At 65.4% G+C, this 26,171-nt stretch carries 23 protein-coding genes; 13 read left to right on the forward strand and 10 right to left on the reverse strand.

Annotated features, from left to right (window positions below; translation table 11 throughout):
• Positions 1 to 51 precede the first annotated feature (51 nt).
• Positions 52 to 1,419, forward strand: coding sequence for an MmgE/PrpD family protein (locus tag I6F12_RS31715; protein WP_225158017.1), 1,368 nt, complete (start codon positions 52 to 54; stop codon positions 1,417 to 1,419).
• Positions 1,420 to 1,612: 193 nt separating this feature from the next.
• Here I6F12_RS31715 and I6F12_RS31720 read toward each other — a convergent pair whose 3' ends face one another.
• Positions 1,613 to 3,040, reverse strand: a complete 1,428-nt coding sequence (locus I6F12_RS31720; protein ID WP_225158018.1) for a serine hydrolase — start codon at positions 3,038 to 3,040, stop codon at positions 1,613 to 1,615.
• Positions 3,041 to 3,375: 335 nt separating this feature from the next.
• Positions 3,376 to 4,431 (reverse strand): helix-turn-helix domain-containing protein, encoded by a 1,056-nt coding sequence (locus I6F12_RS31725; RefSeq protein ID WP_225158019.1) that lies wholly within the window; start codon positions 4,429 to 4,431, stop codon positions 3,376 to 3,378.
• Positions 4,432 to 4,591: 160 nt separating this feature from the next.
• Here I6F12_RS31725 and I6F12_RS31730 point away from each other — a divergent pair, with 160 nt between their 5' ends.
• Both I6F12_RS31730 and I6F12_RS31735 read left to right on the forward strand, forming a co-directional pair.
• Positions 4,592 to 5,509, forward strand: coding sequence for a pirin family protein (locus tag I6F12_RS31730; protein ID WP_225158020.1), 918 nt, complete (start codon positions 4,592 to 4,594; stop codon positions 5,507 to 5,509).
• Between the two features lie 63 nt (positions 5,510 to 5,572).
• Entirely contained in the window at positions 5,573 to 6,487 is a 915-nt protein-coding gene (locus tag I6F12_RS31735; protein WP_225158021.1) for a phosphoribosylaminoimidazolesuccinocarboxamide synthase, read from the forward strand.
• Positions 6,488 to 6,657: 170 nt separating this feature from the next.
• Here the strand turns inward: I6F12_RS31735 and I6F12_RS31740 are convergent, their stop codons facing one another.
• On the reverse strand, positions 6,658 to 8,151 hold the full coding sequence (locus I6F12_RS31740) for an NAD-dependent succinate-semialdehyde dehydrogenase (RefSeq protein ID WP_225158022.1): 1,494 nt from the start codon (positions 8,149 to 8,151) through the stop codon (positions 6,658 to 6,660).
• A gap of 106 nt (positions 8,152 to 8,257) precedes the next feature.
• Positions 8,258 to 8,578 (reverse strand): hypothetical protein, encoded by a 321-nt coding sequence (locus I6F12_RS31745; RefSeq protein WP_036002694.1) that lies wholly within the window; start codon positions 8,576 to 8,578, stop codon positions 8,258 to 8,260.
• A 346-nt stretch (positions 8,579 to 8,924) separates the two neighbouring features.
• Between I6F12_RS31745 and I6F12_RS31750 the strand changes: the two genes are divergently transcribed.
• The 3 genes from I6F12_RS31750 (at position 8,925) to I6F12_RS31760 (ending at position 13,230) form a co-directional block, all read left to right on the forward strand.
• The gene (locus I6F12_RS31750) at positions 8,925 to 10,121 is read left to right on the forward strand and encodes a serine hydrolase domain-containing protein (RefSeq protein ID WP_225158023.1); all 1,197 of its coding nucleotides are present in this window, start codon (positions 8,925 to 8,927) and stop codon (positions 10,119 to 10,121) included.
• A gap of 148 nt (positions 10,122 to 10,269) precedes the next feature.
• Entirely contained in the window at positions 10,270 to 11,964 is a 1,695-nt protein-coding gene (locus tag I6F12_RS31755) for an AMP-binding protein (protein ID WP_225158024.1), read from the forward strand.
• A gap of 432 nt (positions 11,965 to 12,396) precedes the next feature.
• Entirely contained in the window at positions 12,397 to 13,230 is an 834-nt protein-coding gene (locus I6F12_RS31760; protein WP_036024125.1) for an outer membrane protein, read from the forward strand.
• A gap of 150 nt (positions 13,231 to 13,380) precedes the next feature.
• Here I6F12_RS31760 and I6F12_RS31765 read toward each other — a convergent pair whose 3' ends face one another.
• Positions 13,381 to 14,382: an adenosine kinase gene (locus tag I6F12_RS31765; protein WP_225114854.1), complete on the reverse strand. Its 1,002-nt coding sequence runs from the start codon at positions 14,380 to 14,382 to the stop codon at positions 13,381 to 13,383.
• Between the two features lie 124 nt (positions 14,383 to 14,506).
• Between I6F12_RS31765 and murJ the strand changes: the two genes are divergently transcribed.
• The 4 genes from murJ (at position 14,507) to I6F12_RS31785 (ending at position 18,662) form a co-directional block, all read left to right on the forward strand.
• A complete protein-coding gene (gene murJ / locus I6F12_RS31770) occupies positions 14,507 to 16,039 on the forward strand; it encodes a murein biosynthesis integral membrane protein MurJ (protein WP_036002707.1) in 1,533 nt (510 codons plus the stop codon).
• Positions 16,040 to 16,120: 81 nt separating this feature from the next.
• Positions 16,121 to 17,173, forward strand: coding sequence for a tryptophan--tRNA ligase (gene trpS / locus I6F12_RS31775; RefSeq protein WP_036002766.1), 1,053 nt, complete (start codon positions 16,121 to 16,123; stop codon positions 17,171 to 17,173).
• A gap of 106 nt (positions 17,174 to 17,279) precedes the next feature.
• Positions 17,280 to 17,774, forward strand: coding sequence for a universal stress protein (locus I6F12_RS31780; protein WP_036002710.1), 495 nt, complete (start codon positions 17,280 to 17,282; stop codon positions 17,772 to 17,774).
• Between the two features lie 318 nt (positions 17,775 to 18,092).
• A complete protein-coding gene (locus I6F12_RS31785) occupies positions 18,093 to 18,662 on the forward strand; it encodes a NifU family protein (RefSeq protein WP_036038709.1) in 570 nt (189 codons plus the stop codon).
• 5 nt (positions 18,663 to 18,667) lie between these two features.
• Here I6F12_RS31785 and I6F12_RS31790 read toward each other — a convergent pair whose 3' ends face one another.
• On the reverse strand, positions 18,668 to 19,702 hold the full coding sequence (locus I6F12_RS31790; RefSeq protein WP_036002717.1) for an aspartate-semialdehyde dehydrogenase: 1,035 nt from the start codon (positions 19,700 to 19,702) through the stop codon (positions 18,668 to 18,670).
• 117 nt (positions 19,703 to 19,819) lie between these two features.
• Between I6F12_RS31790 and I6F12_RS31795 the strand changes: the two genes are divergently transcribed.
• A complete protein-coding gene (locus tag I6F12_RS31795; RefSeq protein ID WP_225158025.1) occupies positions 19,820 to 20,608 on the forward strand; it encodes a hypothetical protein in 789 nt (262 codons plus the stop codon).
• 170 nt (positions 20,609 to 20,778) lie between these two features.
• Positions 20,779 to 21,165 (forward strand): hypothetical protein, encoded by a 387-nt coding sequence (locus I6F12_RS31800; protein ID WP_036024148.1) that lies wholly within the window; start codon positions 20,779 to 20,781, stop codon positions 21,163 to 21,165.
• A 76-nt stretch (positions 21,166 to 21,241) separates the two neighbouring features.
• Here the strand turns inward: I6F12_RS31800 and I6F12_RS31805 are convergent, their stop codons facing one another.
• Positions 21,242 to 21,877 (reverse strand): DapH/DapD/GlmU-related protein, encoded by a 636-nt coding sequence (locus I6F12_RS31805; protein ID WP_036002723.1) that lies wholly within the window; start codon positions 21,875 to 21,877, stop codon positions 21,242 to 21,244.
• 119 nt (positions 21,878 to 21,996) lie between these two features.
• Positions 21,997 to 23,109, reverse strand: a complete 1,113-nt coding sequence (leuB, locus tag I6F12_RS31810; RefSeq protein WP_036002726.1) for a 3-isopropylmalate dehydrogenase — start codon at positions 23,107 to 23,109, stop codon at positions 21,997 to 21,999.
• 232 nt (positions 23,110 to 23,341) lie between these two features.
• On the opposite strand from leuB, the gene I6F12_RS31815 reads away from it, so the two are divergent.
• Positions 23,342 to 24,544: a YbfB/YjiJ family MFS transporter gene (locus I6F12_RS31815; protein WP_225158026.1), complete on the forward strand. Its 1,203-nt coding sequence runs from the start codon at positions 23,342 to 23,344 to the stop codon at positions 24,542 to 24,544.
• Between the two features lie 117 nt (positions 24,545 to 24,661).
• On the opposite strand, the gene I6F12_RS31820 is transcribed toward I6F12_RS31815, so the two are convergent.
• Positions 24,662 to 25,444, reverse strand: coding sequence for a molybdopterin-binding protein (locus I6F12_RS31820; protein ID WP_225158027.1), 783 nt, complete (start codon positions 25,442 to 25,444; stop codon positions 24,662 to 24,664).
• 10 nt (positions 25,445 to 25,454) lie between these two features.
• Positions 25,455 to 26,084, reverse strand: coding sequence for a cytochrome b/b6 domain-containing protein (locus I6F12_RS31825; RefSeq protein ID WP_225152250.1), 630 nt, complete (start codon positions 26,082 to 26,084; stop codon positions 25,455 to 25,457).
• Positions 26,085 to 26,171: the final 87 nt, after the last annotated feature.

Consider the following 26,171-nt stretch of genomic DNA (forward strand, 5'->3'; position numbering starts at 1 on the left):
TGAAAGGCCAAATCAGCCCGCCTAACTTGCGCGCCAAATCGAGGAAACACGATGGCTCACGAAACCGCAACGCTCGCCGCCTATGTCTTCAATCTCAAGTACCAGGATATTCCGGCGGAGGTGCTGGAGCGCGCCAAGGTCCTGACGCTGGACTTCCTCGGCAGCGCCATCAGGGCGCGACGCGAGGCGGAATCGACCCCGTCGATGCTGAAGATGCTGGAGGCGCTGGCGCTCGACACCAAGGGCGAGTCCACCGTGTTCGGTGATGCCAAGACCTGGACGCCGGCGGTCGCGGCGCTGCTCAACGGCGCGCTCGGCCACTCCCTCGATTTCGACGACACCCATGCCGATTCCTCGCTGCATCCGAGCGCACCGGTGGTGCCGGCCGCCTTCGCTGTCGGCGAGATGGTCGGCGCCTCCGGGCGCGACGTGCTCACGGCGATCGTTGCTGGCTACGAGGTCTGCTGCCGCCTCGGCAATGCGCTCGATCCGACCTCGCATTACGCGCGCGGCTTCCACCCGACGGCGACGGCCGGCACCTATGGCGCGGCCGCGGCGGCGGGCAAGCTGTTCGGCCTGAGCGAGAAGCAGCTGATTGCCGCGTTTGGCGTCTCCGGCAGCCAGGCCGCGGGCTCGCTGCAATTTCTGGTCAACGGCGCCTGGAACAAGCGCTACCAGGTCGGCGCCGCCGCGATGAACGGGGTGATCGCCGCGACGCTCGCGCGCAACGATTTCGTCGGTGCGACGGAATCGGTCGAGGGCAAGCACGGCCTGCTCGCCGGCTACACCGACGATGCGCATCCCGACAAGGCAGTCGCCGAGCTCGGCAAGACCTACGAAACGATGAAGATTGGCGTGAAGCCCTATCCGAGCTGCCGCTACACCCATGCCGCGATCGACGCGCTGATCGCGATGCGGCGCGAGCACAATCTGACGCCGGAGCAGGTCAAGCGCGTCGAGATCGGCCTGCACCGCAACGGCATCACGCTGACCGGCGACGCCGCGACCAAGCGGCACCCGCGCTCGATCGTCGGCGGCCAGTTCTCGATGTTCTTCACCGGCGCGCTCGCACTCGACCAGGGTTCATTCGGCTGGGACGATTACAGCCGGCTCGGCGACGCCACCATCGACGCGCTCGCCGACAAGTTCGACGTGGTGCAGGACGACCGGCTCGAGATCGGCCGCACTCATCCCTTCGGCGCGCGCGTGAGCATCACCACGGACGACGGCGTGCACGAGCGGCTCTACGCCGATCCGTCCGGAGAGCCGACCTCGTTCCCGGATACACAGGCGATGCAGCAGAAATTTTTGACATTGGCCCGCCCCGTGCTGAACGCGCGCGCGGAGAAGTTCGCGGATGCGATCATGACGCTGGAGCGGTTCGAGCGCGTGGCGCAGGCGACGGAATTGGGACGGTAGGAGCTCTCACAGCGCGGCCGCTGCACCCTCTCCCTTGTGGGAGAGGGTGGCTCGCCGCATAGCGGCGAGACGGGTGAGGGGGTCTCTCTCCGCTCGCACTTCTCTCGCATTTTGAGTCCGCGGAGGCATACCCCTCATCCGGCGCTTCGCGCCACCTTCTCCCACAAGGGGAGAAGGAAGAACAGATCGCGATTCAATCCACTCCCGCCAGCTTCCCCTCCGCGCGCGTTGCCGCCACCACATCGCGCACGAGGTCGAACACACCGTCGGCGTGCGGCGGCGCGTTCGGCGAGCGCCCCATGCGCACGATCACCAGCTGCTCCGACGGGATCACGATGGTGTACTGCCCGATCGTGCCCTTGGCGAAGAAGGCATCGCGCGGCCAGCCGTGCTCCATGCGAAGATTTGCGCCGAAGCTGTCGCCCTGGTTGGTCCAGAAGCCGGCGCCGATGCCGACCCACGCATTCGGCGTGGCCGTCGCCGAATAGGTGACCCACCCTTCCGGCAGGATGCGTTTGCCACCGGCGACGCCGTCATTGAGATAGAGCTGGCCGAAGCGCGCCCAGTCGCGGGCGGAGGCGAGCATCTCGGTCGACCCCTCGATCGTGCCGGCGCCGTCGAGCTGGAGCACGACATGGCGCATGCCGAGCGGGGCGAACAATTCGCGGCGCGCAAAGCGCAGCGCGTCTTGCGGTGTGCCGCCGGCCGCATCGCGGATCAGACGCGAGAGAATGAGGGTGTTGCCGTCGTGATAATTCCATGCGGTGCCGGGCGCGGTTGCGAGCGGCATGCTCTCGGCATAGGCGGCCATGTCCTTCTCGGCGAATTTCATCCTGTTGACCGGCTCGAAGGCGGAGCCCAGCGAGGCCTGCAACGAGCTGCCGAGCGCGAGGCCCGCGGTGTGGCGCAGCAGCTGATCGACATTGATGGCATGGCGCGGATCGTCGGGATCCTTCCAGGCGGCGACCGGTGCGGGGCCGTCGAGCTTCAGCTTGCCCTGGCGCACCAGCACGCCGATCAGCGCCGAGACGACCGACTTGGTCATGGAGAAGCCGAGCAGCGGCGTCTCGGGGCCGATGCCGTCGGCGTAGCGTTCGGCGACGACGCGGCCGGCCTTCATCACGACGATGGCGCGGGTGCGGCGGTAAGGCGGCTGAGCAGGCTCGGCGAAGGCGCGGTCGAGCGCGGCGCCGAGCTCGGGGCTCTGCGGCGGCACGATCGCGGGGCCGGCGATCGCGGGGGGCAACGCGGGCCGCTTGTCGTCAGGCAGCGGCTCGACGGAGGCAATGCCGGCGCCGTGCTCAAGCGTGCAGCCGAGGCCCTCGCGATAGATGGCGTGGCTGCGGCCGAGGCCGAACAGCGTCACCGTGACATCCTTGCGGACGCGGTCGATTCTGTACTCCATCGCCCAGCTGATCAGGCCCGCTCCGGGCATGGCGTCGGTGGTCTCGGCGAAGTTGCGCCCGGGATCGAGGCCGGACACGAACGTCTCGGCGCACAGGATGTCGGCGACGAAGCCGGTCGCGACCTTCGGCACGTCGTGGGCTCGAGCCGCGCCGAGCGCGAGGCCGGCTGCGGCGATGGCGGAGGCGAAAAGGCCGATCTTGCGGCGGCGGGTCACGGGCGTTCTCCGGCTGAGGCGTATGCCGGGGAGGAAGCGGGATGCGGGCGGGGGATGCTCGCCGGATTTGGAAAAGGGGTTGGTTGAAATCGGGGCGGGCTGGCCGATTTTGGAATTGTGAAGCCATTCCAAATCCTTAGAGGTACCGTGCCGTCACAGCGGTGGTGCGCTCCCTCTCCCCGTTCTTACGGGGCCGCGACGAGCTTCGCTCGCGCTGAGAGGGTTGGGGTGAGGGGCCTCTCCGCACGCGAGACTGCCGACGGACCCGTACCCCCTCACCCGGATCGCAAGAGCGATCCGACCTCTCCGCGCAAGCGGGGAGAGGTAAAGAAAGATCAAGCCGCACTCGTCTTCAACCGCCGGTACTCGGTCGGCGTTACGCCTGTCACCGCCTTGAAGGCGCGGTTGAATGGTCCCAGGGACTGGAAGCCGGCGTCCATGGCAATGGTGATGACGGGGACCTCGGCCTGGGAGGGATCGGCGAGCGCGGCCTTGGCTTCCTCGATGCGGTGGTTGTTCAGGAACACATTGAAATTGCGATAGCCGAGCCGCTGGTTGATCAGGCGGCGCAGCCTGTATTCGGGAATCCTGAGCCGGCCCGCCAGCACACCGATGGTAATGTTCTCCTGGCGATAGATCCGCTCGTCCGCCATCAGGCGCATCAGGGCATCGATGAGTTTCTGGTCGGAGTCCTCGGCCAAAGGCTGGATCGGCGCGATCGCGGGTGCGGGCTCTGGCGCAATCGGAAACAGATCGGCGCCATCGACTCGCAACATTGCGTAGGCGATCGCGGCAACGATGCAGGCGAGCACGCCTGTATTGACGGTGTCGGCGACATCGCTCGCGCTGAAGGCAACGAGGATCTGGAGCAGCGCATTCAACCCGCCATAGAGTGCGGCGGCGCAGACGATGACGACGCGCAGGCGGCGGCGACGCTCGACCAGATCGGCGGACCACGATCCGATCGTCTGCGCCACTGCAAGCGCGATGAAGCCAAGCACGATCAGGTTCACTGCCGTCACGGAGAACCGCGCGTTGCCGCCGGGCGCGATCCAGAGACACCCGACCAAGCTGAAGGCGGTCACCGCGGCCCAGATCAATCCGTGCCACCAGCGTAACCGAAACTCGTCGTCGAACAGCGCGCGCGTGAACAGCCAGAATACGACGATGTTGCCGGTCGACAATGCAATCAGCGGCGCGTGCCAGATTGGAACGGGCGACAACACGCCGATGGAATAGCTCGCGGCGTGCGCCGCCGAGCCGAGCGCGAAGGCTGCGCCGAGGCGGGCTGCCAGCACATGACGGAGGCCGGAGACAAGCGAGGCCGCGAGCACAAGCAGCAGCGCGACGCTGGCAGCGCGAAAGGCGAGCTCGGTTGCGGCAAGGGTCATCGGCTGGGGCGAACGGTCGCGGTTGAAGGCAGCCGAACATCGTTCGTCAGGCTCGCTTTTTCAAGGTCCATCCGCATGCAAGGGTTAGCGGAGCTTTGTCGCGACGGCGATGCGAAATCCTGCTAGCGTCGCGTCCAACAAAGCCAAAAGGAGTCCCCCCATGAGCTGGCAGCCCTCGAACGATCCCGTGCTCGGCGATCCCATGTCCTGCGATGCGCTCGATCTCGTCATCGTGCCGCGCACGCGCGATCTCGGTGACGGGTTCGCGGTGCGGCGGGCATTGCCGCACGGCAAGCGGCAGATGGTCGGGCCCTTCATCTTCTTCGACCATTTCGGCCCGGTGCAGTTCGTCTCCGGCAAGGGCATGGACGTGCGGCCGCATCCGCATATCGGGCTCGCCACCGTCACCTATCTGTTCGACGGCGCCATCATGCATCGTGACAGCGAGGGCAATGTCCAGGAGATCGCGCCCGGCGCGATGAACCTGATGACGGCCGGGCGCGGCATCGCGCATTCCGAGCGCACGCCGGACGCGCAGCGCGCCTCGGGCCAGAAGATGCTCGGCCTGCAAAGCTGGATCGCGCTGCCGGCGGGCTCCGAAGAGATCGCGCCGTCGTTCCAGCATTATGCGGCAGGCGATTTGCCGATGATTTCCGAGCGCGACTTCACCGCGCGGGTGATCGCGGGCTCCGCCTTCGGCATCGCCTCGCCGGTGTCGATGGTCTCGCCCTGGTTCTACACCGAGGTCACGGCGCTCGCGGGCGCGAGCGTGCCGCTCGACCCCGATCATGAGGAGCGTGCGATCTATGTCGTCGACGGCGAGGTCGAGATCGCCAACGAGGGCTATGAGGGGCCGCGCCTGCTGATCTTCCGGCCCGGTGACCGCATCACCGTGAAGGCGCTGAAGGCGACGCGAATGATGTTTCTCGGCGGCGATGCGCTGGAAGGCCCGCGCCACATCTGGTGGAATTTCGTCTCCTCCAGCAAGGAGCGGATCGAGCAGGCCAAGCAGGACTGGAAAACCGGGCGCTTCGCCGCAGTTCCGCAGGAACACGAGTTCATTCCGCTGCCGGAATAGGCTAATCCGGTGTCCGGCCGCGCCATCAGACGCGGCCGGATGTCCTGTGCGAAGGCTTTGCCGATGACCACCATGCTCTCCAGCGACCTGCCTCTATCCAAGATCGGACGCGGCAAGGTGCGCGATATCTACGCCGTCGACGACGAACGCCTGCTGCTCGTCACCACCGACCGCATCAGCGCCTTCGATGTGGTGATGGGCGAGACCATCCCGATGAAGGGCGCGGTGCTGACCCAGATCAGCGCGTGGTGGTTCAATGAGCTCGAAGGCGTGGTGCCGCATCACATGATCAGCGCCGACACCGACGAGATCATTGCGGCCGTGCCGGCGTTGCAGCCGCACCGCGCCGAGATCCTCGGCCGCGCCATGCTGTGCAAGCGCACCACCGTGTTCCCGATCGAATGCGTGATCCGCGGCTATCTCTCAGGCTCCGCCTGGAAGGAATATGCGGCGAGCGGCACGCTGGCCGGCGAGAAGCTGAAGCCGGGCCTCGTCGAGAGCGAAAAACTGGAGCCGGCGATCTTTAGCCCCGCGACCAAGGCCGAAAGCGGCCATGACGAGAACATCACCATCGCGAAGATGCGCGCGGTGGTCGGCGACGAGGTCGCCTACACGCTGGAGAGCATGACGCGGGCGATCTACACGCTGGGCGAGGAGCTCGCCCGCGAGCAGGGTATCATCATCGCCGACACCAAGTTCGAGTTCGGCCGCGACAAGGACGGCCGCATCATCCTGATCGACGAGGTGATGACGCCGGATTCGTCGCGCTTCTGGGCGGTCGACGCCTACAGACCGGGCCAGCCGCAGGCGAGCTTCGACAAGCAGCCCTTGCGCGACTATCTCGACGTCGAGCGCCGCGCCGGCCGCTGGAACGGCGACGCCCCGCCGCCGCCGCTGCCGGCCAGCGTGGTTGACGCGACCAGCAAGCGGTACCTGGAAGCGTATCGGCGCGTGACGGGGACAGAGCTGAAGATTTAGGCGCGACTGTCGCGTCTCGCTCCGTCATTGCGAGCGCAGCGAAGCAATCCAGAGTGTTTCCGCGGAGGGATTCTGGATTGCTTCGCTGCGCTCGCAATGACGTGGAGAGGCCGGTCGGCCTCTCCAACATCTCCGCCTGGCTCGCATTCGCGCTGACACGAGCGAGCCGCTCACACCCCCGCCATCATCACGTATTTGATCTCGACATATTCTTCCATGCCGTGACGGGAGCCTTCGCGACCCAGGCCGCTTTCCTTGACGCCGCCGAAGGGCGCGACCTCGGTGGTGATGAGGCCGGTGTTGACGCCGACCATGCCCGACTCCAGCGCTTCGGCGACGCGCCAGACGCGGCCGAGATCGCGGGAGTAAAAGTACGACGCAAGGCCGAACGGCGAGGCGTTGCACATCGCGATGACGTCCGCCTCGTCCTTGAAACGGATCACGGGTGCGAGGGGGCCGAAGGTCTCCTCCTGCGACACCAGCGAGTCCGGCTTGACGTCGGCGAGCACCGTCGGCTCGAAGAAGGAGCGCCCCAGCTCGCTGCGCTTGCCGCCGGTGACGACCTTGGCGCCGCGCTTGACGGCATCGGCGATGTGGCGCTCGACCTTGTCGACCGCCTTCATGTTGATCAGCGGGCCCTGCGTCACGCCGCTCTCGGTGCCGTCGCCGATCTTCATTGCCGCGACCTTCTTCGACAGCTTCTGCACGAACTCGTCGTAGATCTTGTCCTGGGCGTAGATGCGGTTGGCGCAGACGCAGGTCTGGCCCATGTTGCGGTATTTCGAGACGATGGCGCCCTCGACCGCAGCATCGATGTCGGCGTCGTCGAACACCACGAACGGCGCGTTGCCGCCGAGCTCAAGGCCGAGCCGCTTCACGCCGACCGAGGCCTGCTGGTAGAGGATCTTGCCGACGGCGGTCGAGCCGGTGAAGCCGACGAAGCGCACCGCCGGATGCTCGCACAGCACCTTGCCGATCGGCGGCGCATCGCCGGTGATGATGTTGAGCACGCCCTTGGGGATGCCGGCCCGCTCGGCGAGCACGGCCAGCGCCAGCGCCGACAGCGGCGTCTCGTTGGCGGGCTTGAGCACCACGGTGCAGCCGGCCGCCAGCGCCGGCGACACTTTGCGCGTGATCATCGAGTTCGGGAAATTCCACGGCGTGATCGCACCGCAGACGCCGATCGGCTGCTTGATGGCGAGCAGGCGCGCATCGGCGCGCTGGGTCGGGATGGTCTCGCCATAGACGCGCCTCGCTTCCTCGGCGAAGAACTCGATATAGGCCGCGCCGATATCGACCTCGCCGAGCGCCTCGGTGAGCGGCTTGCCCTGCTCTGAGGTGAGGATCAGCGCGAGATCCTCGCGGTTGGCGGTGATCAGCTCGAACCATTTGCGTAAGGTGTTGGAGCGCTGCTTGGCCGTGTGCTTGGCCCAGGCCGGAAAGGCGCGCTCGGCGGCTTCGACCGCCCGGGTGGTGTCGTCAGCACCAAGCTGCGGCACCTTTGCGAGCTCGACGCCGGTGGCGGGATTGTTGACGGCGAAGACCGGCGTGCCGACCCAGGCGCCGTCGATGTAGCAGGCCTCCTTCAGCAGCGAGGGGTCCTTCAACCGGTCGCGCAGGGTGGCGGTGGCTTGCGGGGCGCGTGCGGCGGCGGTCGGTGTCATGGCGTTTCTCCCTGGGCGATCGGATCGGCCGCAATATAAGGACAGACGGTGCGCAATGCACCGCCCTGCAAACGCACGTCAGATGGCAGCTAAACTGGCAGCGGCCTTAGGCCGCGCCGCTCATATAGGTCTCGCGGCGGCCGATCATGCGCTCCGCGGCGGCCTTGGCATCCGCTTTCGTGGACGTCGCGCAGGTCCGGTACTCTAAATCGGGGACTGACGAGGTGTCGCGGCGACCGAACCATGACTTCGAGCCGACCGGCAGCAGCGCCAGCGCCTGCGCCAGATTGTCCACCGCCCCAAAGGAATAAAGGGCGCCGGTACCGGCGACGCGGACCTCGTAGATGCCCGGCGAAATCGGCGCCTCCAGGTTCTCGCCACGTCCCGGACGGGGATAGCGCTTCCATTCGCTCCAGGTCGAAATCATCTGAGGTCCCCCTCGCCGCCCATCGACGGCCGGCAACATTTGCATCAAGTCTTAACGGCTCGTCGATCGGGCCGGGTGCTGAACGCGGCAGCTCACTAAATGTTTCAGGGGTTCGAAACCACGAAGCATATCGCGAGAAACCCATCCAAGGTGAGGCGAGGCACGTCGAGCTACCGCAGATTGTAAAAGAGCGTACGCGCTCAGCCTCGTTGTCGTCTTGCGTTTGATCAAGACCGTCAAGTCACGACATCGCGACCGGTGCAGGTAGATAGATGGCGCTTGCCGCGCCGGAGATCCGGGAAGACAATCGATCACTTCCAACAATAATCAAACCCGAGGAAACGCCATGCAAAGCCAAGCACAGATCGATGAGATTCTGCGTCAGAAGAGCGAGACCAAGGAGATTCCGGGCGTCGTCGCCATCGCGGCCAATGGTCAAGACGTGCTGTATCAGGGCGCGTTCGGCAAGCGCGATCTGTCCAAGCCCGATCCGATGACCGCCGACAGCGTGTTCTGGATCGCATCGATGACGAAGGCGGTGACCACAGCGGGCGCCATGCAGCTGGTCGAGCAGGGCAGGCTGTCGCTGGATGCGCCGATCGGCGATGTCTTGCCGGAGCTCGCCAATCCGCAGGTGCTCGAAGGTTTTGACGCCAATGGCGAGGCGAAGCTGCGCCCGGCCAAGGGGCCGATCACGCTACGCCAGCTCATGACCCACACCGCCGGCTTCTGCTACAACATGTGGAACGGCGATCTCGCGGTCTATCTGGACAAGAACGGCATTCCCGCCATCACCACCTGCCAGAACGCGGCATTGAAGACGCCGATCATGTCCGACCCCGGCACGCGCTGGGAATACGGCACCAACATCGATTTCGTCGGCAAGGCGGTGGAAGGCGCCAGCGGCAAGCGGCTGGATGCTTACCTGCGCGACAATCTGTTCGCGCCGCTCGGCATGCGCGACACCGCTTTCAAGATCACCGACGACATGCGCAAGCGGCTGGTCGGCATGCATGCGCGCGGCGAGGACGGCCAGCTCGCAGCGATCCCGTTCGAGCTCGAGCAGGAGCCGGAATTCCACATGGGCGGCGGCGGGCTCTATTCGACGGCGGCCGACTACATCAAGTTCACCCAGATGATCCTCAACAAGGGCCGCGGCAACGGCAACCAGGTGCTGAAAGCCGAGACGGTCGCGACGATGGGGCAGAACCACATTGGCGACCTCGCTATGGGCAAGATGACGACGGCGGCGCCGATGTACACCAACGACGTCGATCTCTATCCTGAGCAGGTGAAGAAGTGGGGCCTCAGCTTCATGATCAACACCGCCAAGACCGCCGAGGGCCGCAGCGCCGGCAGCCTCGCCTGGGCAGGCCTTGCCAACACCTACTACTGGATCGATCCGGCGCGCGACGTCACCGGCGTCATCCTGATGCAGCTGCTGCCGTTCGCGGATGCGAAATGCCTGGAGGCGTTCGCGGGCTTTGAGCGCGGCGTTTATGCCGGGCTCGATGCTGCCGGAAGCGGGCAGAAGGCGGCGTGACTCGCAACCTCTCACCTGACGTCATGGCCGGGCTTGTCCCGGCCATCCACGACTTGCCACGCGGCACAAAGAACGTGGATGCCCGGGACAAGTCCGGGCATGACGACGGGTAGAGTGTGCCGATCATCACTCACGAAAGGATTTCGACTTGGCGGACAAAGCGGACAGCTACGTTTGCGGCATCTCGGACGCGCCGCTGCTCGGCCACACGATCGGCCGGAGTCTCGACCAGGCCGCGCAGCGCTGGTGCAATCGCGAAGCGCTGGTCTCGCCCAGCCACGGGGTGCGATGGACCTGGTCGGAATTCGCCGAACGGGTCGATGCGCTCGCCGCCGGCTTTCTCGCGCTCGGACTCGAGCGGGGCCAGCGGATCGGCATCTGGTCGCTGAACCGACCGGAATGGACGCTGACCCAGTTCGCCGCCGCCAAGGCCGGCCTGATCCTGGTGACGATCAATCCTGCCTATCGCCTGAGCGAGCTGGAATTTGCCCTTCGCAAGGTCGGCTGCGCGGCGATCGTCACCGCGACGGCGTTCAAGACCAGCAACTACATGGAGATGCTCAACACGCTATTGCCGGAGCTGTCATCCGCCAGGCCCGGACAGCTGCAAACGGCACGGCTGCCGGCCCTCCGCAATGTCATCCAGATCGGCGGCCCGGCCGCACCGGGCACAATTGCCTTCGACGAGGTCGCGCAGATGGGTGGCGACCGGCACCGTCAGCAATTGGCCGCGCTCGGCGCCGAGCTGCAGTTCGACGATCCCGTCAACATCCAGTTCACCAGCGGCACGACCGGATCACCGAAGGGCGTGACACTGACCCACCACAACATCCTCAACAACGGCTATTTCGTCGGCCGCGCGATGCGCCTCACCGAACAGGACCGCATCTGCATTCCGGTGCCGCTCTATCATTGCTTCGGCATGGTGATGGGCAACCTTGCCTCCGTGACGCTCGGCGCCGCAATGGTCTATCCCGGCGAGGGTTTTGACCCGCTCGCGACGCTGCGCACCATCGAGCAGGAGAAATGCACGGCGCTCTACGGCGTGCCGACGATGTTCATCGCCGAACTTGATCACCCCGAATTCGCCGGCTTCGACCTGACATCGCTGCGGACCGGCATCATGGCCGGCGCGCCCTGCCCTATCGAGGTGATGAAGCGCGTCAACACCGAAATGAACATGCGCGAGGTCACCATCGCCTATGGCATGACCGAGACCAGCCCGGTCAGCTTCCAGAGCGCAACCGACGATCCGCTCGAGCGGCGCGTCTCCACGGTCGGCCGCATCCACCCGCATGTCGAGGTCAAGATCGTCGACCTCGAAGGCAAGATCGTCAAGCGGGGCGAACGCGGCGAGCTCTGCACCCGCGGCTACAATGTCATGCTGGGCTATTGGGAGGAGAAGGAAAAGACCGCCGACGTGCTCGACGCCAACGGCTGGATGCACACCGGCGACCTCGCCACCATCGACGACGAGGGCTATTGCAACATCGTCGGCCGCATCAAGGACATGGTGATCCGCGGCGGCGAAAATCTCTATCCGCGCGAGATCGAGGAGTTTCTATATCGCCATCCCAAGATCCAGGACGTACAGATCTTCGGCGTGGCGGACACCCGCTACGGCGAGGAGCTCTGCGCCTGGATCCGCGTCAGAACGGGCGAGCAACTGACGGCTGAGGAAGTACGTGCCTTCTGCGAGGGCCAGATCGCCCACAACAAGATCCCGCGCTACGTCGAGTTCGTCGACGAATTTCCGATGACCGTGACCGGAAAGATCCAGAAATTCCTGATGCGCGAGGCAGTCGAGCAGCGGCTCGGATTGAAGGCGGCGAAGACGGCGTGAAAGTGTTGAACGCTCTCCATATACCGTCATTCCCCCCGCAGGCGAATCCAGTACGCCGCGGCTTCTCGATCCATCACAGCCGCTCGGAGTACTGGATCGCCCGGTCTTCGCCGGGCGATGACAGTTTTGATTGAGGCCCGCGCCTGCCTACATCGTCATTGCGAGCGCAGCGAAGCAATCCAGCTGTCTCCCCGCAGAGATTCTGGACTGCTTCGCTGCGCTCGCAATGACGGGGATGACGAGCGTTACGCCGCCGGATGCTGCGCGGCACCTTAGTTCCAGCTATTTGGACAGGTGCGCCATTCATTCTGCTTGTGGCGTCTCCCACGCGCGTTCAATGTCGATCACCTGTGGCAGGCCCGGCACAGCCATCGGCGGCAGTACAATGTTACGGTCGTGTCCTGACTTGATTGTTGATCTAGGGGGAATGCCATGAAATTGGCTTGGAGGACCATCCTGGTTGCAGGAATTGGATTTGCAACCGTCGGCTCGGCAAGCGCTGCAGATCTCGCGGCCCGGCCCTTCAAGGCACCAGCGACCGCCGTAGCCGTCTATAACTGGACCGGTTTTTACGTGGGCGTGAATGCGGGTTACGCTTGGGGGCAGTCGGATCTCGGCACCGTGCTCGATCCCACCAGCAGCTGGGCCGTGGAAGGCGTAGCGTTCAGGAACGAGTTTGTGGCGCTGAGCAATCGCCGCCTCGATCCGGCCGGCGCTATCGGCGGTCTTCAGATCGGCGCGAACTGGCAGACCGGTGCTTGGGTTCTGGGTGTAGAAGCCGACGCCAACGCAACAGATATCGGTGCGCGCACCGTTTTCACCGGAGCGAATCCGCCGGTGATCCGCACATTCGACGAAAGCATCCGCAACGATTGGCTCGTGACCGTTCGCGGCCGCGCCGGCTATGCGGTCGACAAGACCCTGCTGTACGTCACCGGCGGTCTGGCCGTCGGCAGCGTCAAGGGAAGCTGGGATCTCACCTCGTCCAATGGTTATACCAAGACGGGTTCGGTGTCCGAGACGAAGGTCGGCTGGACGGTCGGCGCCGGCGTTGAGCACGCCTTCGTGCCGAATTGGACGGTTAAGCTCGAATATCTCTACACCGATCTCGGCGGCGTGGATTACACATCGACCTACGTGCCCGGCAGCACTTTTGCTCCGCCCGGCTCCAACTACGTCGAACGCATCTCGCAGGACCTCACCTTCCATACCGTGCGGGCCGGCCTGAACTACAAGTTCGGCGGGCCGATGATGGCCAAGTACTGAGAAGCGAAGAAGCCCAAGATCCCGGCTCCGGCCATTCGGCTCGGAGCCGTTTTTTTTGATCAGGAGCCAGAGAGAGCGCCTCGTTCTACGCGGCACGCCGGCAAAGTGCGGTCGCTATGCCGACCGCATCGTGGAGGCAGAGATAATTTCTTACGCCGTCAGCCCGCGCTGCTCGGCCAGCTCCTTCAACGATACCTGAGGCCGCGCGCCGATGTGCTGGATGACTTCGGCGGCGGCGAGCGCGCCGAGCTCGCCGCACTGCTTGTAGCCGAAGTTGCGCGCGAGGCCGTAGAGGAAGCCGGCGGCGAACAGGTCGCCGGCGCCGGTGGTGTCGACCACCTTCTCGACCGGGAAGGCCGGCGCTGCGACGGCATCCTCGGACGAGACCACCATGCAGCCCTTCTCGCTGCGGGTGACGACACCGAGATTGACGTCGTTGCGCAGCTGCTTCAGCGCGGTGTCGAAGTCCGAGGTCATGTAGAGCGAGTGCAGCTCAGACTCGTTGGCGAACACGATGTCGACGGTGCCGCTTCGCATCAGCGAGAGAAACTCGTCGCGATAACGATCAACGCAGAAGGAATCCGACAGCGTCAGCGCCACCTTGCGCTTGGCGTCATGGGCGATCTTGGCCGCCTTGACGAAGGCCTCCTTTGCGTTCTTGGGGTCCCAGAGATAGCCTTCGAGGTAGACGATGCCTGCGCCGGCAATCTCGGCCGGATCGATGTCGGCGGGCGACAGGTCCTGCGCCGCGCCGAGATAGGTGTTCATGGTGCGCTCGCCGTCGCCGGTGACCAGGATGTAGGAGCAGCCGGTGGCGGGGCCGTCCTTGGCGGCCGGCGTGTTGAAGGCGACGCCGGCGGCGCGAATGTCGTGCACGTAGAGCTTGCCGATCTGGTCGTCCTTGACCTTGCCGACATAGGCGGCGCGCGCCCCCAGGCTGCCGATACCGACGATGGTGTTGGCGGCCGAACCGCCCGAGACCTCGGTCGCCGGACCCATGTCCTTGTAGATGGCGGCCGCGCGCGCCTCGTCGATCAGCGACATGCTGCCCTTCGCCATGCCATGCTTGGCCAGAAAGGCCTCGTCGGTCCTAACCAGCACGTCGAACAGCGCGTTGCCGATGCCGAGAACGTCATATTTCACGTCAGCCATTCACCTTGATCCTGTTTGCCGGATTGCGATCTAACCGGAAATCCGCTTCCTGTCGGCCTGAAATCCAAGCTCGCGGCCTATCACGACCGGGCCTTGGCGGGCAAGCAACGGTATTTTCGAGAGCATGATCCGCTCCTTCCTGACCGTCTCGACGGGAACGCTGGCCTCGCGCCTGCTGGGTTTCGCCCGCGATTCCCTGATTGCGGCGCTGCTCGGCACCGGCGCCGTGGCGGATGCGTTTCTGGCGGCGTTCCAGCTCGTCAACGTGGTGCGGCGGCTGCTCAGCGAGGGCGCGCTGAACGCGGCGCTGATCCCGGCCTGGCTGCGGGTGCGGGACCGCGACGGGGTGGCGGAAGCCGCGGCGTTCGCGGGGCGCGTGATCGGCACGGTCAGCACGGCCCTGATCGGGATCTCACTCCTGCTCGCATTGTTGATGCCGCTGATCATGACGGTGATCGCGCCGGGATTCCTCGGCAGTGGCACGCTCGATCTCGCGGTTCAGAACGCGCGGCTGATGCTGCCTTACCTCGCCTTCGCCGGTCCCGTCACCGTGCTGATGGGGCTGCTCAATGCGCAGGGACGCTTCGCGCTGACGGCGTTCTCGCCACTGCTGTTCAACATTGCGCTGATCGCCGCGATCGCGATGCTGCTGGTCTGGCATGCAGACGCCGGCTTCGCCGCCTGGATCCTGGCAGCGACCGTCGGCCTCGCCGGCTTGCTGCAACTCTTGATGCTGCTGTCGCAGCGAAGCGCGCGCCTTGCGACACCGCTGCGCGCGAGTTTCGACAAGGAGATGCGCGGCTTCTTCGCCAAGGCGATCCCCGGCATGATCGCAAGCTCGGGGCCGCAATGGCTGATGGTGGCGGGTGCGATCATCGCGTCCGCAACGCCGTCCGCGGTGTCCTGGCTCTATTTCGCCAACCGCTTGATCGAGCTGCCGCTCGGCATCGTCGGCGTCGCCATGGGCACCGTGCTGGTGCCGGAGCTGACGCGCGCCGTCGCGAGCTCCGATCGCGACGCGGTGGCGCATGCCGAATCCCGCGCGCTGGAGCTTTCCGCCGGGCTGGCGCTGCCGGCCACGGTCGGCCTGATCGTGCTCGCCGAGCCGATCGTGGGGCTGCTGTTCGAGCATGGCGCGTTCGGTGCGGCGGATAGCGCGGCCACCGCGCGTGCCCTGATGTGGCTGGCGCTGGGCCTGCCGGCGCATGTGCTGATCAAGGCGCTGTCGCCGGCGTTCTATGCCCGCAGCGACACGATGACGCCGCTGCTCGCGACCGCCAAGGGCTTCGTGGTGACGGTCGTGCTCGCGGTTCTGCTCGGTCATGTCTTTGGCGCAAGCGGAATCGCGGCAAGCATCGCGGCTGGCGCCTGGAGCAGCGCGCTCGCGCTGCTCCGCAAGGGCGCGGGCGAGTTCGGCTTCTCGATCGACGCGGCGGCCCGCACGCGGCTGCCGCGCATCGTGCTGGCCGCGATCGCCATGGGCGCCCTGCTCTGGCTGACCGCAGGTCTGGTGCCGGCCGGCGCCCATGGGCTCATCCACTTCATTGCGCTGGGTGTGCAGATCGCAGCCGGAATCGCCGTCTACGGCCTGTTGCTGCAGATCCTCGGTGCCGCCTCCTGGCGCGAGGCGGTTAACGCATTGAAACGGCCCAGCTAGACCACGGCCTCCGCGAAAGACCCTTGACGGGGCAGCGCCGCTGTTGGAAACGACGGCCGAATACCTATGGGAAGGCTGACCATGCCATTCGTTGAACGGGTCTTTTCGGGCGTCCAGCCGACGGGCAATCTGCACCTCGGCAATTACCTCGGCGCCATCGTCAACTTCGTGAAGATGCAGGAAACCCACAATTGCATCTATTGCGTCGTCGACATGCACGCGATCACGCAAGGGGTGGACGTCTGGGGCGGGCCGGTCGAGCTCGCGCGCAACACCCGCGAGGTGACCGCCGCGTTCATCGCGGCCGGCATCGATCCGAAGAAGCACATCGTGTTCAACCAGAGCCAGGTCTCGGGCCATGCCGAGCTCGCCTGGATTTTCAACTGCGTCGCGCGCATGGGCTGGCTGGGACGCATGACCCAGTTCAAGGAGAAGGCCGGCAAGGACCGCGAGAACGCCTCGGTGGGCCTGTTCGACTATCCCGTGCTGATGGCGGCCGACATTCTGCTCTACCGCGCCACCCACGTTCCCGTGGGTGAGGACCAGAAGCAGCATCTCGAACTCTCGCGCGACATCGCGCAGAAGTTCAACAACGACTTCGGCGACTCGATCCGCGCGCAGGGCGTCAATGACGGGCTGTTCTTCCCGCTGCCGGAACCCTTGATTACGGGTCCGGCGACGCGCGTGATGAGCCTGCGCGACGGCACCAAGAAGATGTCGAAGTCGGACGCCTCCGACAATTCGCGCATCAACCTCACCGACGATGCCGACACCATCGCGCAGAAGATCCGCAAGGCGAAGACCGATCCGGAGCCGCTGCCGACGGAAGAGAAGGGCCTGGAAGCGCGGCCCGAGGCCGACAATCTCGTCGGCATCTTCGCCGCGCTGTCCGGCCGCTCCAAGGCGGACGTGCTGCGCGAGTTCGGCGGCGGCCAGTTCTCCAGCTTCAAGAACGCGCTGGCGGAGCTGTGCGTGACCAAGCTCGCGCCGATCGCCGGTGAGATGAAGCGCCTCGTCGCCGACCCTGGCCACATCGAGGCGATCCTGAACGACGGATCCGACCGGGCGCGCGCGATCGCCGACGAGACCATGAAGCTCTCCAAGGACATCGTCGGCTTCATTCGCCGGCGCTAGGGCGCGCTTCGCGATACCGGCTGGCGCCACGGCGCCGGCCGCTTCGCCCCTCCCAAACATCGCGGGAGTGTGGCAGCATGCTCCCCGTGCACAATCCGGGACATGCATGACCAGCAAGCGACTTTGCTACGAGCCGGGTCACAAGCCCAAATGCCTCGTCATCGTCGACGACAGCGCCGAATGGGATCGCGCCGTCTATTACGCCAGCCGCTGGGCGATTCGCGCCGGCGGCGGCGTGGTGATGCTGCGCATCATCGAGCCTGAGCAGCAGAGCCAGGAATGGCTGGGGGTCGCCGACATCATGCGCGCCGAGGCACAGGAAGCCGCCGAAGCCGCGCTCGACCGCGCCGCCGGGCGCGCCAACGGCATCGCCGCCATCACGCCGGAGCGCGTCATTCGCGAAGGCAGCGCGATGGAACAGCTGCTCGCAGTGATCGACGAGGATCCTGATATCGCCATGCTGGTGCTCGCCGCCAATCCTGGCGCGGAAGGGCCCGGGCCTCTGGTCTCGCTGCTCGCGCATGCGCTCGGCACATTCCCGGTGCCGGTGACGATCATCTCGGGTGCCCTGAGCGATGAGAGCGTGGATTCGCTGTCCTAGCGACGATGCATCTTATCCTCCCCTGGAGGAGAGGGTCGGCTCATGTTGAGCGAAGCGAGGCATGAGACGGGGTGGGGTGACGGTCTCTCCACATCCGACACTGCCCGAGTGGAGAGATCACCCCACCCCGCTCGCGCTGTGCGCGATCGACCACGGGCGAGCTACGCTCGTCCCGGACCCCTCCAGGGGAGGGCAAGGCCAACCCACTGATTTTCATGAGCTAATATCCCGCCTCCCCTTGACCGTGCGTTAGCCGTCGCCATCTGCTAGGGGATAGAGCACGCGCCGGCCTTGAACCGGCGACGTCTGGAGAAAACCATGTTCATTCAAACCGAAGCCACCCCCAATCCCGCCACGCTGAAGTTCATTCCCGGCCGCGTCGTGGTCGACGGCAGCCCGATGGAATTTTCGAGCCGCGAATCGGCGGCGCGTTCGCCGCTCGCCGAAAAGCTGTTCGAGGTGCCCGGCGTCACCGGCGTGTTCTACGGATCGGACTTCATCACCGTGACGAAGGCGAGCGGTGAGTGGCAGCAGCTCAAGCCGGCGATCCTGGGTGCCATCATGGAGCACTACATGTCGGGCGCGCCGCTGCTGGCCGACGGCACGGCCACAAGCGAGGCCGATCTCGACGACGAGGACGAGTTCTTCGACGAGGCCGACGCCGAGACCGTCGACATGATCAAGGACCTGATCGAGACCCGGGTGCGGCCGGCCGTCGCCAATGACGGCGGCGACATCACCTTCCGCGGCTTCAAGGACGGTATCGTCTATCTCAACATGAAGGGCGCCTGCTCCGGCTGCCCGTCATCGACGGCGACGCTCCAGCACGGCATCCAGAACCTGCTCAAGCACTTCGTGCCTGACGTGGTCGAAGTCCGGCCGATGTAAGCCCCTTACGCCGCCTTCTGCTTGGCGGTGATCAGCTTGCGGTTGATCAAGACTTCCGCGATCTGAATCGCGTTGAGGGCGGCGCCTTTACGCAGATTGTCCGACACGCACCAGAGCACGAGACCGTTCTCCACGGTCGCGTCCTCACGGATGCGGCTGATGTAAGTCGCGTCCTCGCCGGCCGCTTCATAGGGCGTGGCGTAGCCGCCGGGCTCCTGCTTGTCGATGACGAGACAGCCGGGCGCCACGCGCAGGATGTTGCGCGCTTCATCGGCGGTGATCGGATTCTCGAACTCGATGTTGACGGCCTCGGAATGGCCGACGAACACAGGCACGCGCACGCAGGTGGCGGACAGCTTGATCTTGGGATCCAGGATCTTCTTGGTCTCCGCCATCATCTTCCACTCTTCCTTGGTGTAGCCGTCCTCCATGAAGACGTCGATGTGGGGGATGACGTTGAAGGCGATGCGCTTGGGGAATTTCTTCGCGACCAGCTCGTCGTTGGTGTAGACGGCCTTGGTCTGCGAGAACAATTCGTCCATCGCGTCCTTGCCGGCGCCCGACACCGACTGATAGGTCGAGACCACGACGCGCTTGATCGTCGCCTTCTCGTGCAGCGGCTTGAGCGCCACCACGAGCTGGGCGGTCGAGCAGTTCGGGTTGGCGATGATGTTCTTCTTCTTGAAGCCTTCGGTCGCGGCCGCATTCACCTCGGGCACGATCAGCGGCACGTCCGGATCCATGCGCCAAGCGGAGGAATTGTCGATCACCACAGCGCCGGCGGCGCCGATCTTCGGCGACCATTCCTTCGACACCGACCCACCCGCCGACATCAGGCAGATGTCGACGTCGGAGAAGTCGTAATGCTCGAGCGCTTTGACCTTCAGGGTGCGGTCGCCATAGGAGACTTCGACACCGACGCTGCGGCGCGACGCCAGGGCCACGACCTCGTCCGCGGGGAATTTGCGCTCATCCAGGATGTTGAGCATTTCCCGACCGACATTGCCGGTCGCGCCGACGACTGCGACTTTGTAACCCATCGTTCACTCTCCGATGAAAAAGCCCGTTCCCGAAGCTGACGCTTAAACAGGAAGAGCAGCGCTTCTATGCGAGAACCGGACTCAAGACAACGTTAAGACCATGCCTTAGGGACGTGGATGCAGTCGCCTGAGGCCAGCACGGCCGTTAGCCCTACCCAGATCCAGCTGACGCTCTTGGCCTTGGCCGACGAGGTCGTCGGCACGCTGGCGCATCTGGTCGCCTATGTGGGGGCGCTCGCCCTGTTTGCCATCCTCGCCCTCGCAGGCCTGGGACAGCTGCCTGACCTGCGTGGCGATGGTCCGGCGGACAGACCGGGCTGGAGCATCGCCGACCGCTCGCATCCGGCCTTCGCCGTCAGCCGGATCGATTCATCAGAAAAAACAGCCTCTTACGTCATCTTTAGGCATTCCGAGGGCGGCCGCAGGGACGTGCTGCGCTGGACCGATATGGCGGACAAGCCGGTGGCCGAACTCGAAATCTACCGCCAAGGCGCCGAATTCGACGTGACACGGCCAGCGGCCGCGGGTTTGGCCGCCCGGATGGGTTTGGGTGCAGATGCCCCGCTTGAGCAGGCCGGCCTGATCGACACCAAATTCGGACCCGTTGCCCTGTTCCGGCCGGTCGGCGGGGCAAAGGGGACGCGGGCCTGCCTCGGCTATCTCAAGCGCTACGAGGAGCCCGCCTTGCAGATCTCCGGCTTCTCCTGCCAGGGCGACAGCTTGCCCGCCCGCCGCGCGGCGATCGCCTGCACGCTGAACCGGCTGACGCTGCTGGCCTCGGGCAACGAGCCGAGGCTGGCGGAATTGTTCGCCCATGCCGAGCTCAGGCGCCGCGGCTGTGACCCCCAGGGCTCGCCGGACTGGCTGCTGGGCGCAGCGAACGCGCAATTGCGCGGAGCGCTTTGACTTGCATCAAGGATTCTGCATCAAGCTCAAGTAGCTGGTTTGCATGCAACTTTTGCCGGCGCGCACGATTATTCCGAGCTGGTGTGACCCAATTGACCTAGTTGCGTCCGCCCCGGCCGGGCTAGTATGGGGTGAAATCGACTGGCGGCCTGCCGCCTGAAGGGGACGTGATGAGCTTGAAATTTTCTGCCGCGAACAAACTGGCGACATTGCTTGCGGCGGGCGCCGCAATGGCCGTTGCGTTCGCGACCCCGGCTTCCGCCGACACCAGGACCAAGCAGCGCTATGACGACCGCGGCCGGCCCTATTACGGCCCGAGCGGCCCCAACACGGTCTATCAACAGGGCCGCACCCGCCTCTATGTGAGCAAGCGCTCCTGGCTCGATGGCGGCACCGAGGTCAATCCGGGCGACCGCAAGTTCACCGACTACGCCTTCCCCCCGGCCGTGGGCTATCCGTCCTTCGCCCGCGAGAACCTCAACCGGCCGATCGACCGCCAGCCGCTCTCCCCGCCGCAGGATGTCGGCGGCTATCCGCAGAACTTCCCGCTGTACTGAGGCGGGCGTCACGACCAAATCAAAATGGCCGGTGCTCACGCCCGGCCATTTTTGTTTTTCGCGAGATGCGTCCGTCTTACGCATTGGCTGCCGGATCGTAGCGCCGGCAAAATTCTTCGATGGCCTCGGAGCGGAAATCACTGAGGCGTTCGAAGATCAGCGCATCCGGCCAATCCCACCAGGCGATGCGGCGCAGGCTTGCGGAAACGGTATCGTCAAAGCGCTTGCGGATGGGACGGGCGGGAACGCCACCGACGATGGTGTACGGCTCGACATCGCGGCTAACGACGGCGCCTGCGGCGATCACTGCGCCATCGCCGACGCTCACGCCCGGCAGCAGGATGGCGGCATGGCCGATCCAGACGTCGTTGCCGACGATCACCCGGTCGCCGCGCCTACCTGCGAAGAAGTCGCGGTCGCGCGTCGCGCCCGCCTCGTAATATTCGGGGACGTAGGTGAAGCGGTGCTGCGAGGGACGGCCCATCGGGTGGTTTGGCGCACCGATCCGCACCGAATTGGCGATCGCCGTGAACTTGCCGATCACGGCGTCGGCGACGTCGCAATTCTCGCCGAGATAGGAGTAGTCGCCGAGCGAAGCATATTCGATGCGCGTGCCCGCGAGCACTTCGCAGCGCCGCCCGACCTGCGCCTCGCGCAGGCGCACCGTCTCATGGATGACGGTTTCCGCGATCTTGGGGCGGGGTGTATCCATGAGGCGGTTTCCAATGAGGCCGTAGCCCGGATGGAGCGAAGCGCAATCCGGGAAGGTCTGTCCACGGGGTGAGAACCCGGATTTCGCTTCGCTCCATCCAGGCTACGATTCTTCCCGCCTTACGCGTGCAGCTTCTGCAATTCCTTCAGGATCGCTTCGCCCATCTGCGTGGTGGAAGCGGCCGTGGTGCCTTCCGACTTGATGTCGGCGGTGCGCAGGCCGCTGGCCAGCACGGCAGCGATGGCCTGGTCGACCTTGTCGGCGAGATCGCCCATGTCGAAAGAATAGCGCAACGCCATGCCGAAGGACGAGATCATCGCGATGGGATTGGCGAGGCCCTTGCCGGCGATATCGGGGGCCGAGCCGTGCACGGGCTCGTACAGCGCCTTGCGCTTCTTGGTCTTGACGTCGACCTCGCCGAGCGAGGCCGAGGGCAGCATGCCGAGCGAGCCGGTGAGCATCGCCGCGATGTCGGAGAGCATGTCGCCGAACAGATTGTCCGTCACGATGACGTCGAACTGCTTCGGCCATTTCACCAGCATCATGCCGCCGGAATCGGCGAGCTGATGCTCGAGCGTGACATCGGGGTATTCGCGCTTGTGGACCTGAGTCATGACCTCGTTCCAGAGCACGCCCGATTTCATGACGTTGCGCTTCTCCATCGACGTCACCTTGTTCTTGCGCTTCCGGGCAAGCTCGAAGGCGACGCGGCCGATGCGCTCGATCTCATAGGTATCGTAGACCTGGGTATCGATGGCGCGCTTCTGGCCGTTGCCGAGATCGGTGATGGTCTTGGGCTCGCCGAAATAGACGCCGCCGGTGAGCTCACGCACGATGACGATGTCGAGGCCCTCGACCGCCTCGCGCTTCAGGCTGGAAGCATCCGCCAGCGCCGGATAGCACACGGCGGGACGGAGGTTGGCGAACAGCGCGAGATCCTTGCGCAGGCGCAAGAGGCCGGCTTCCGGGCGCACCTCGTAAGGCACGGCATCCCACTTCGGACCGCCGACCGCGCCGAAGATCACGGCGTCGGCGTCCTTGGCCTTGGCCATGTCGCCTTCGGAGATCGACACCTTGTGCGCGTCATAGGCGGAGCCGCCGACGAGGCCGGTGTCGGTCTCGAACTTGGCGATCCCGGCCGAATTGAGCCAGTCGATCAGCCGCTTCACCTCGCCCATCACCTCGGGGCCGATACCGTCGCCGGGAAGCAGCAGCAGTTTGTGGGTCGCCATGGTCGTGTCCTTTTCGATCCTCTCTCGTCATTCCGGGACGCGCCTCTTAGCGCGGGCCCGGAATCCATAGCCACCAGCCGGGGTTATGGATTCCGGGCTCGCGCTTCGCGCGCCCCGGAATGACGGCGCCGGAGTGCTAGAGCGGCGTTGCGCGCTTGGCAAGACACCATTGCCGCGCTGCGGCTGTGCAAGGCCGGCGGGGCCTGCCACACTGGACGGGCCGGAGTACCCCTTGCACGCACCTGATCGCCCCCTGCCCGACGCACACCCCGCGCGGCTGATCCTGACCCTGTCGCTGGCAGCCACCGTCGGGCTCGGCATCGGCCGCTTTGCCTATGCGCTGGTGCTGCCGGACATGCGGGAGGACCTCGGCTGGTCCTACTCGGCGGCCGGTTTCATGAACACGATCAACGCCGTCGGCTATCTCGTGGGCGCGCTGGTGGCGTCCCGCCTGATCCGGCGCGTCGGCTGGGCCGCCGCGATCCGCGGCGGAACAATTGCCTGCGTCGCAGCGCTCGCCACCTGCGCTCTGACGGGGGATTTCGTCGCGCTGAGCCTGGCGCGCCTGGTGCTGGGCCTGGGCGCGGCGGCCGGCTTCGTCGCCGGCGGCGCGCTCGCCGCCACCATCGCCCAGTCGCGGCCCGAACGGGCCAACTTTCTGCTCAGCCTGTTCTATGCCGGACCCGGCATCGGCATTCTGTCCTCGGGGCTGATCGCCCCGTTCACGCTGCAATATTTCGGGCCGGGCTCGTGGTGGATCGTGTGGTGGGCGCTGACGCTGCTGTCGGTCGCGCTGACGATCCCGCTGTTCCTGATCCGCATCGAGAGCGGCGCGCGCTTCTCCGAAGGCGGTCATGCCTCGTTCGCGATCCTGCCGGTGCTGATCTATCTGGCCGGCTATTTCCTGTTCGGCGCCGGCTACATCGCCTACATGACCTTCATGATCGCCTATGTGCGCGACGGCGGCGGCGGGGCCGCGGCGCAGGCGGCGTTCTGGGGGTTGATCGGTCTGAGCGCGTTCGTGACGCCCTGGGCCTGGCGCGGCGTGCTGGCGCTCGACCGCGGCGGGCTCGCCACCGCCATCATCCTCGGCACCAACGCAGCTGGCGCAGCGCTGCCGATGCTCGGGCATTCGCCGGCCTGGCTCGCAGTCTCCGCGATCGTGTTCGGCGTCGCCTTTTTCGCCGTGGTCGGCTCGACCACCGCCTTCGTGCGCTTCAACTATCCGCCAGAGGTGTGGCCGACCGCGATCGCGGCGATGACGATCTCGTTCGGCGTCGGCCAGACGCTCGGGCCGATCGTGGTCGGCGCGATCACCGATGCGCTGGGAAGCTTGAGCTACGCGCTGAATGTGTCGGCGGCGCTGCTGGCGCTGGGCGCGGTGGCGGCGTTGTGCCAGCGGAAGGTGGGGCCGGCCAAATCAACGGTGCCGTAGGGTGGGTTAGCGTCAGCGTAACCCACCATGCTTCCGCGTTTGCCGGACGAAGTTGGTGGGTTACGCCTAGCGACTGCGCTTCGCGCAGCCGCGAGGCTAACCCACCCTACTAAGCCATCAGCTGCCACTGAACGAATTATACCCCTGGTCTTCCCAATAGCCGCCCTTGTAATCGTTGGTGACTTCCATCGAGACCACGTATTTCGGGTTCTTGAAGCCGAGCTTGGTCGGCACGCGGATCTTCATCGGAAAGCCGTAGGCGCGCGGCAGGATCTCGTTTGCGTATTTGAACGTCATCTGGGTCTGCGGATGCAGCGCACTGCGCATGTCAAGCGGCGAGTTGTAGCCGTCCTTGTCGGCGCACTGGAACCAGACATAATTCGCGCGCGTGTCGGCGCCGATCAGCTTGAGGAAATCGCGCAAGGGCGTGCCGGTCCAGCTGCCGATCGCGCTCCAGCCCTCGACGCAGATATGGCGCGTGATCTGCGTGACCTGGGGCAGCTTGTAGAGCTCGTCCAGCGTCCAGGACTTTTTGTTGTCGACGAGGCCGCGCACCTCGAGCTTCCAATCCGCGGCCGAGATGTCAGGCGCGTCGTCGAGATCGTAATAGGCGTTGAACGGGAAGGGCTTGGTGATCGCGCTTTCGGGGAAGGTCGGCGCCAGCGCGTCGGGATTGAACATCCAGGCCTGCACGGCGTCGTTGAACTTCGAGACCTTCGCCAGCATGGTCTCGGCCGAGGACGAGTCGATCACGTCGCAGCCGGTGAGCAGCGTCAGTGCGCCCAGGCTGGCGCCGCCCGCAATGAAGCGGCGGCGGGTGACGTCTTGCATCGTCTTGAGGGAATCCTTGATCAGGAGCCGCTTGTCGACGCCGGGAATCAGGAACGGGCGCTTCGCCATATTCTCCTCCTCAGCGACCGATGATCATCGCGCGCAGACTCTTCGGCACGAGCAGCGCAAGCAAGACGTGGACGACCAGAAACGCGCAGATCGCGGCCATGCAGAAGAAGTGGACATAGCGCGCGGCCGGATAATCGCCGAACAGCATCACGAGATAATAAAGCTGAACGGGCTTCCAAATCGCAAGGCCCGACAGCACGATCAGCACGCCGACCACGATGATGCCGGCATAGAGCAGCCGCTGCACGTAATTGTAGACGGTGAGATCGTCATGGCCGAGCTTAAAGGTCAGCGCCGCCCTGACGTCGTGGAGCACGCCCGATGCCGTGATCGGCAGCAGCTTCTTGCGGAAGCGGCCGGTGGCGATGCCCGTGACGAGATAGGCGAAGCCGTTGATCATCAGCAGCCACATCGCCGCAAAATGCCAGAGCAGGCCGCCGCCGAGCCAGCCGCCCAGCGTGTACTCGCGCGGAAAGCGGAAGTCGAACAGCGGCGAGGCGTTGTAGATCTGCCAGCCCGACAGGATCATCAGGATCATGGCGAGCGCGTTGATCCAATGCATGACCCGCACCCAGGCCGGCTGGATCACTTTGGACTTGGTGGCCGTGACCTGCTCGTCGGTGACTGTGAGGCTCGCCATGGCGGGTTCCATCCTGAGGGCGTGTGACAGCGATTATACGCCGGTGTTTCGGCTTTCGTTACATCCCGTTCGCCATCGAATCGATGT

The organism is Bradyrhizobium sp. IC4059 (assembly GCF_020193615.1).
Taxonomy (GTDB): Bacteria; Pseudomonadota; Alphaproteobacteria; order Rhizobiales; family Xanthobacteraceae; genus Bradyrhizobium; species Bradyrhizobium yuanmingense.

Excerpts from the sequence above, each read along its gene's own strand:
- I6F12_RS31715 (WP_225158017.1), top strand. The coding sequence starts at position 52 with ATGGCTCACGAAACCGCAACGCTCGCCGCCTATGTCTTCAATCTCAAG.
- I6F12_RS31725 (WP_225158019.1), bottom strand. The coding sequence starts at position 4,431 with ATGACCCTTGCCGCAACCGAGCTCGCCTTTCGCGCTGCCAGCGTCGCG.
- I6F12_RS31730 (WP_225158020.1), top strand. The coding sequence starts at position 4,592 with ATGAGCTGGCAGCCCTCGAACGATCCCGTGCTCGGCGATCCCATGTCC.
- I6F12_RS31735 (WP_225158021.1), top strand. The coding sequence starts at position 5,573 with ATGACCACCATGCTCTCCAGCGACCTGCCTCTATCCAAGATCGGACGC.
- I6F12_RS31740 (WP_225158022.1), bottom strand. The coding sequence starts at position 8,151 with ATGACACCGACCGCCGCCGCACGCGCCCCGCAAGCCACCGCCACCCTG.
- I6F12_RS31745 (WP_036002694.1), bottom strand. The coding sequence starts at position 8,578 with ATGATTTCGACCTGGAGCGAATGGAAGCGCTATCCCCGTCCGGGACGT.
- I6F12_RS31750 (WP_225158023.1), top strand. The coding sequence starts at position 8,925 with ATGCAAAGCCAAGCACAGATCGATGAGATTCTGCGTCAGAAGAGCGAG.
- I6F12_RS31760 (WP_036024125.1), top strand. The coding sequence starts at position 12,397 with ATGAAATTGGCTTGGAGGACCATCCTGGTTGCAGGAATTGGATTTGCA.
- I6F12_RS31765 (WP_225114854.1), bottom strand. The coding sequence starts at position 14,382 with ATGGCTGACGTGAAATATGACGTTCTCGGCATCGGCAACGCGCTGTTC.
- murJ (WP_036002707.1), top strand. The coding sequence starts at position 14,507 with ATGATCCGCTCCTTCCTGACCGTCTCGACGGGAACGCTGGCCTCGCGC.
- trpS (WP_036002766.1), top strand. The coding sequence starts at position 16,121 with ATGCCATTCGTTGAACGGGTCTTTTCGGGCGTCCAGCCGACGGGCAAT.
- I6F12_RS31780 (WP_036002710.1), top strand. The coding sequence starts at position 17,280 with ATGACCAGCAAGCGACTTTGCTACGAGCCGGGTCACAAGCCCAAATGC.
- I6F12_RS31785 (WP_036038709.1), top strand. The coding sequence starts at position 18,093 with ATGTTCATTCAAACCGAAGCCACCCCCAATCCCGCCACGCTGAAGTTC.
- I6F12_RS31790 (WP_036002717.1), bottom strand. The coding sequence starts at position 19,702 with ATGGGTTACAAAGTCGCAGTCGTCGGCGCGACCGGCAATGTCGGTCGG.
- I6F12_RS31795 (WP_225158025.1), top strand. The coding sequence starts at position 19,820 with ATGCAGTCGCCTGAGGCCAGCACGGCCGTTAGCCCTACCCAGATCCAG.
- I6F12_RS31800 (WP_036024148.1), top strand. The coding sequence starts at position 20,779 with ATGAGCTTGAAATTTTCTGCCGCGAACAAACTGGCGACATTGCTTGCG.
- I6F12_RS31805 (WP_036002723.1), bottom strand. The coding sequence starts at position 21,877 with ATGGATACACCCCGCCCCAAGATCGCGGAAACCGTCATCCATGAGACG.
- leuB (WP_036002726.1), bottom strand. The coding sequence starts at position 23,109 with ATGGCGACCCACAAACTGCTGCTGCTTCCCGGCGACGGTATCGGCCCC.
- I6F12_RS31820 (WP_225158027.1), bottom strand. The coding sequence starts at position 25,444 with ATGGCGAAGCGCCCGTTCCTGATTCCCGGCGTCGACAAGCGGCTCCTG.
- I6F12_RS31825 (WP_225152250.1), bottom strand. The coding sequence starts at position 26,084 with ATGGCGAGCCTCACAGTCACCGACGAGCAGGTCACGGCCACCAAGTCC.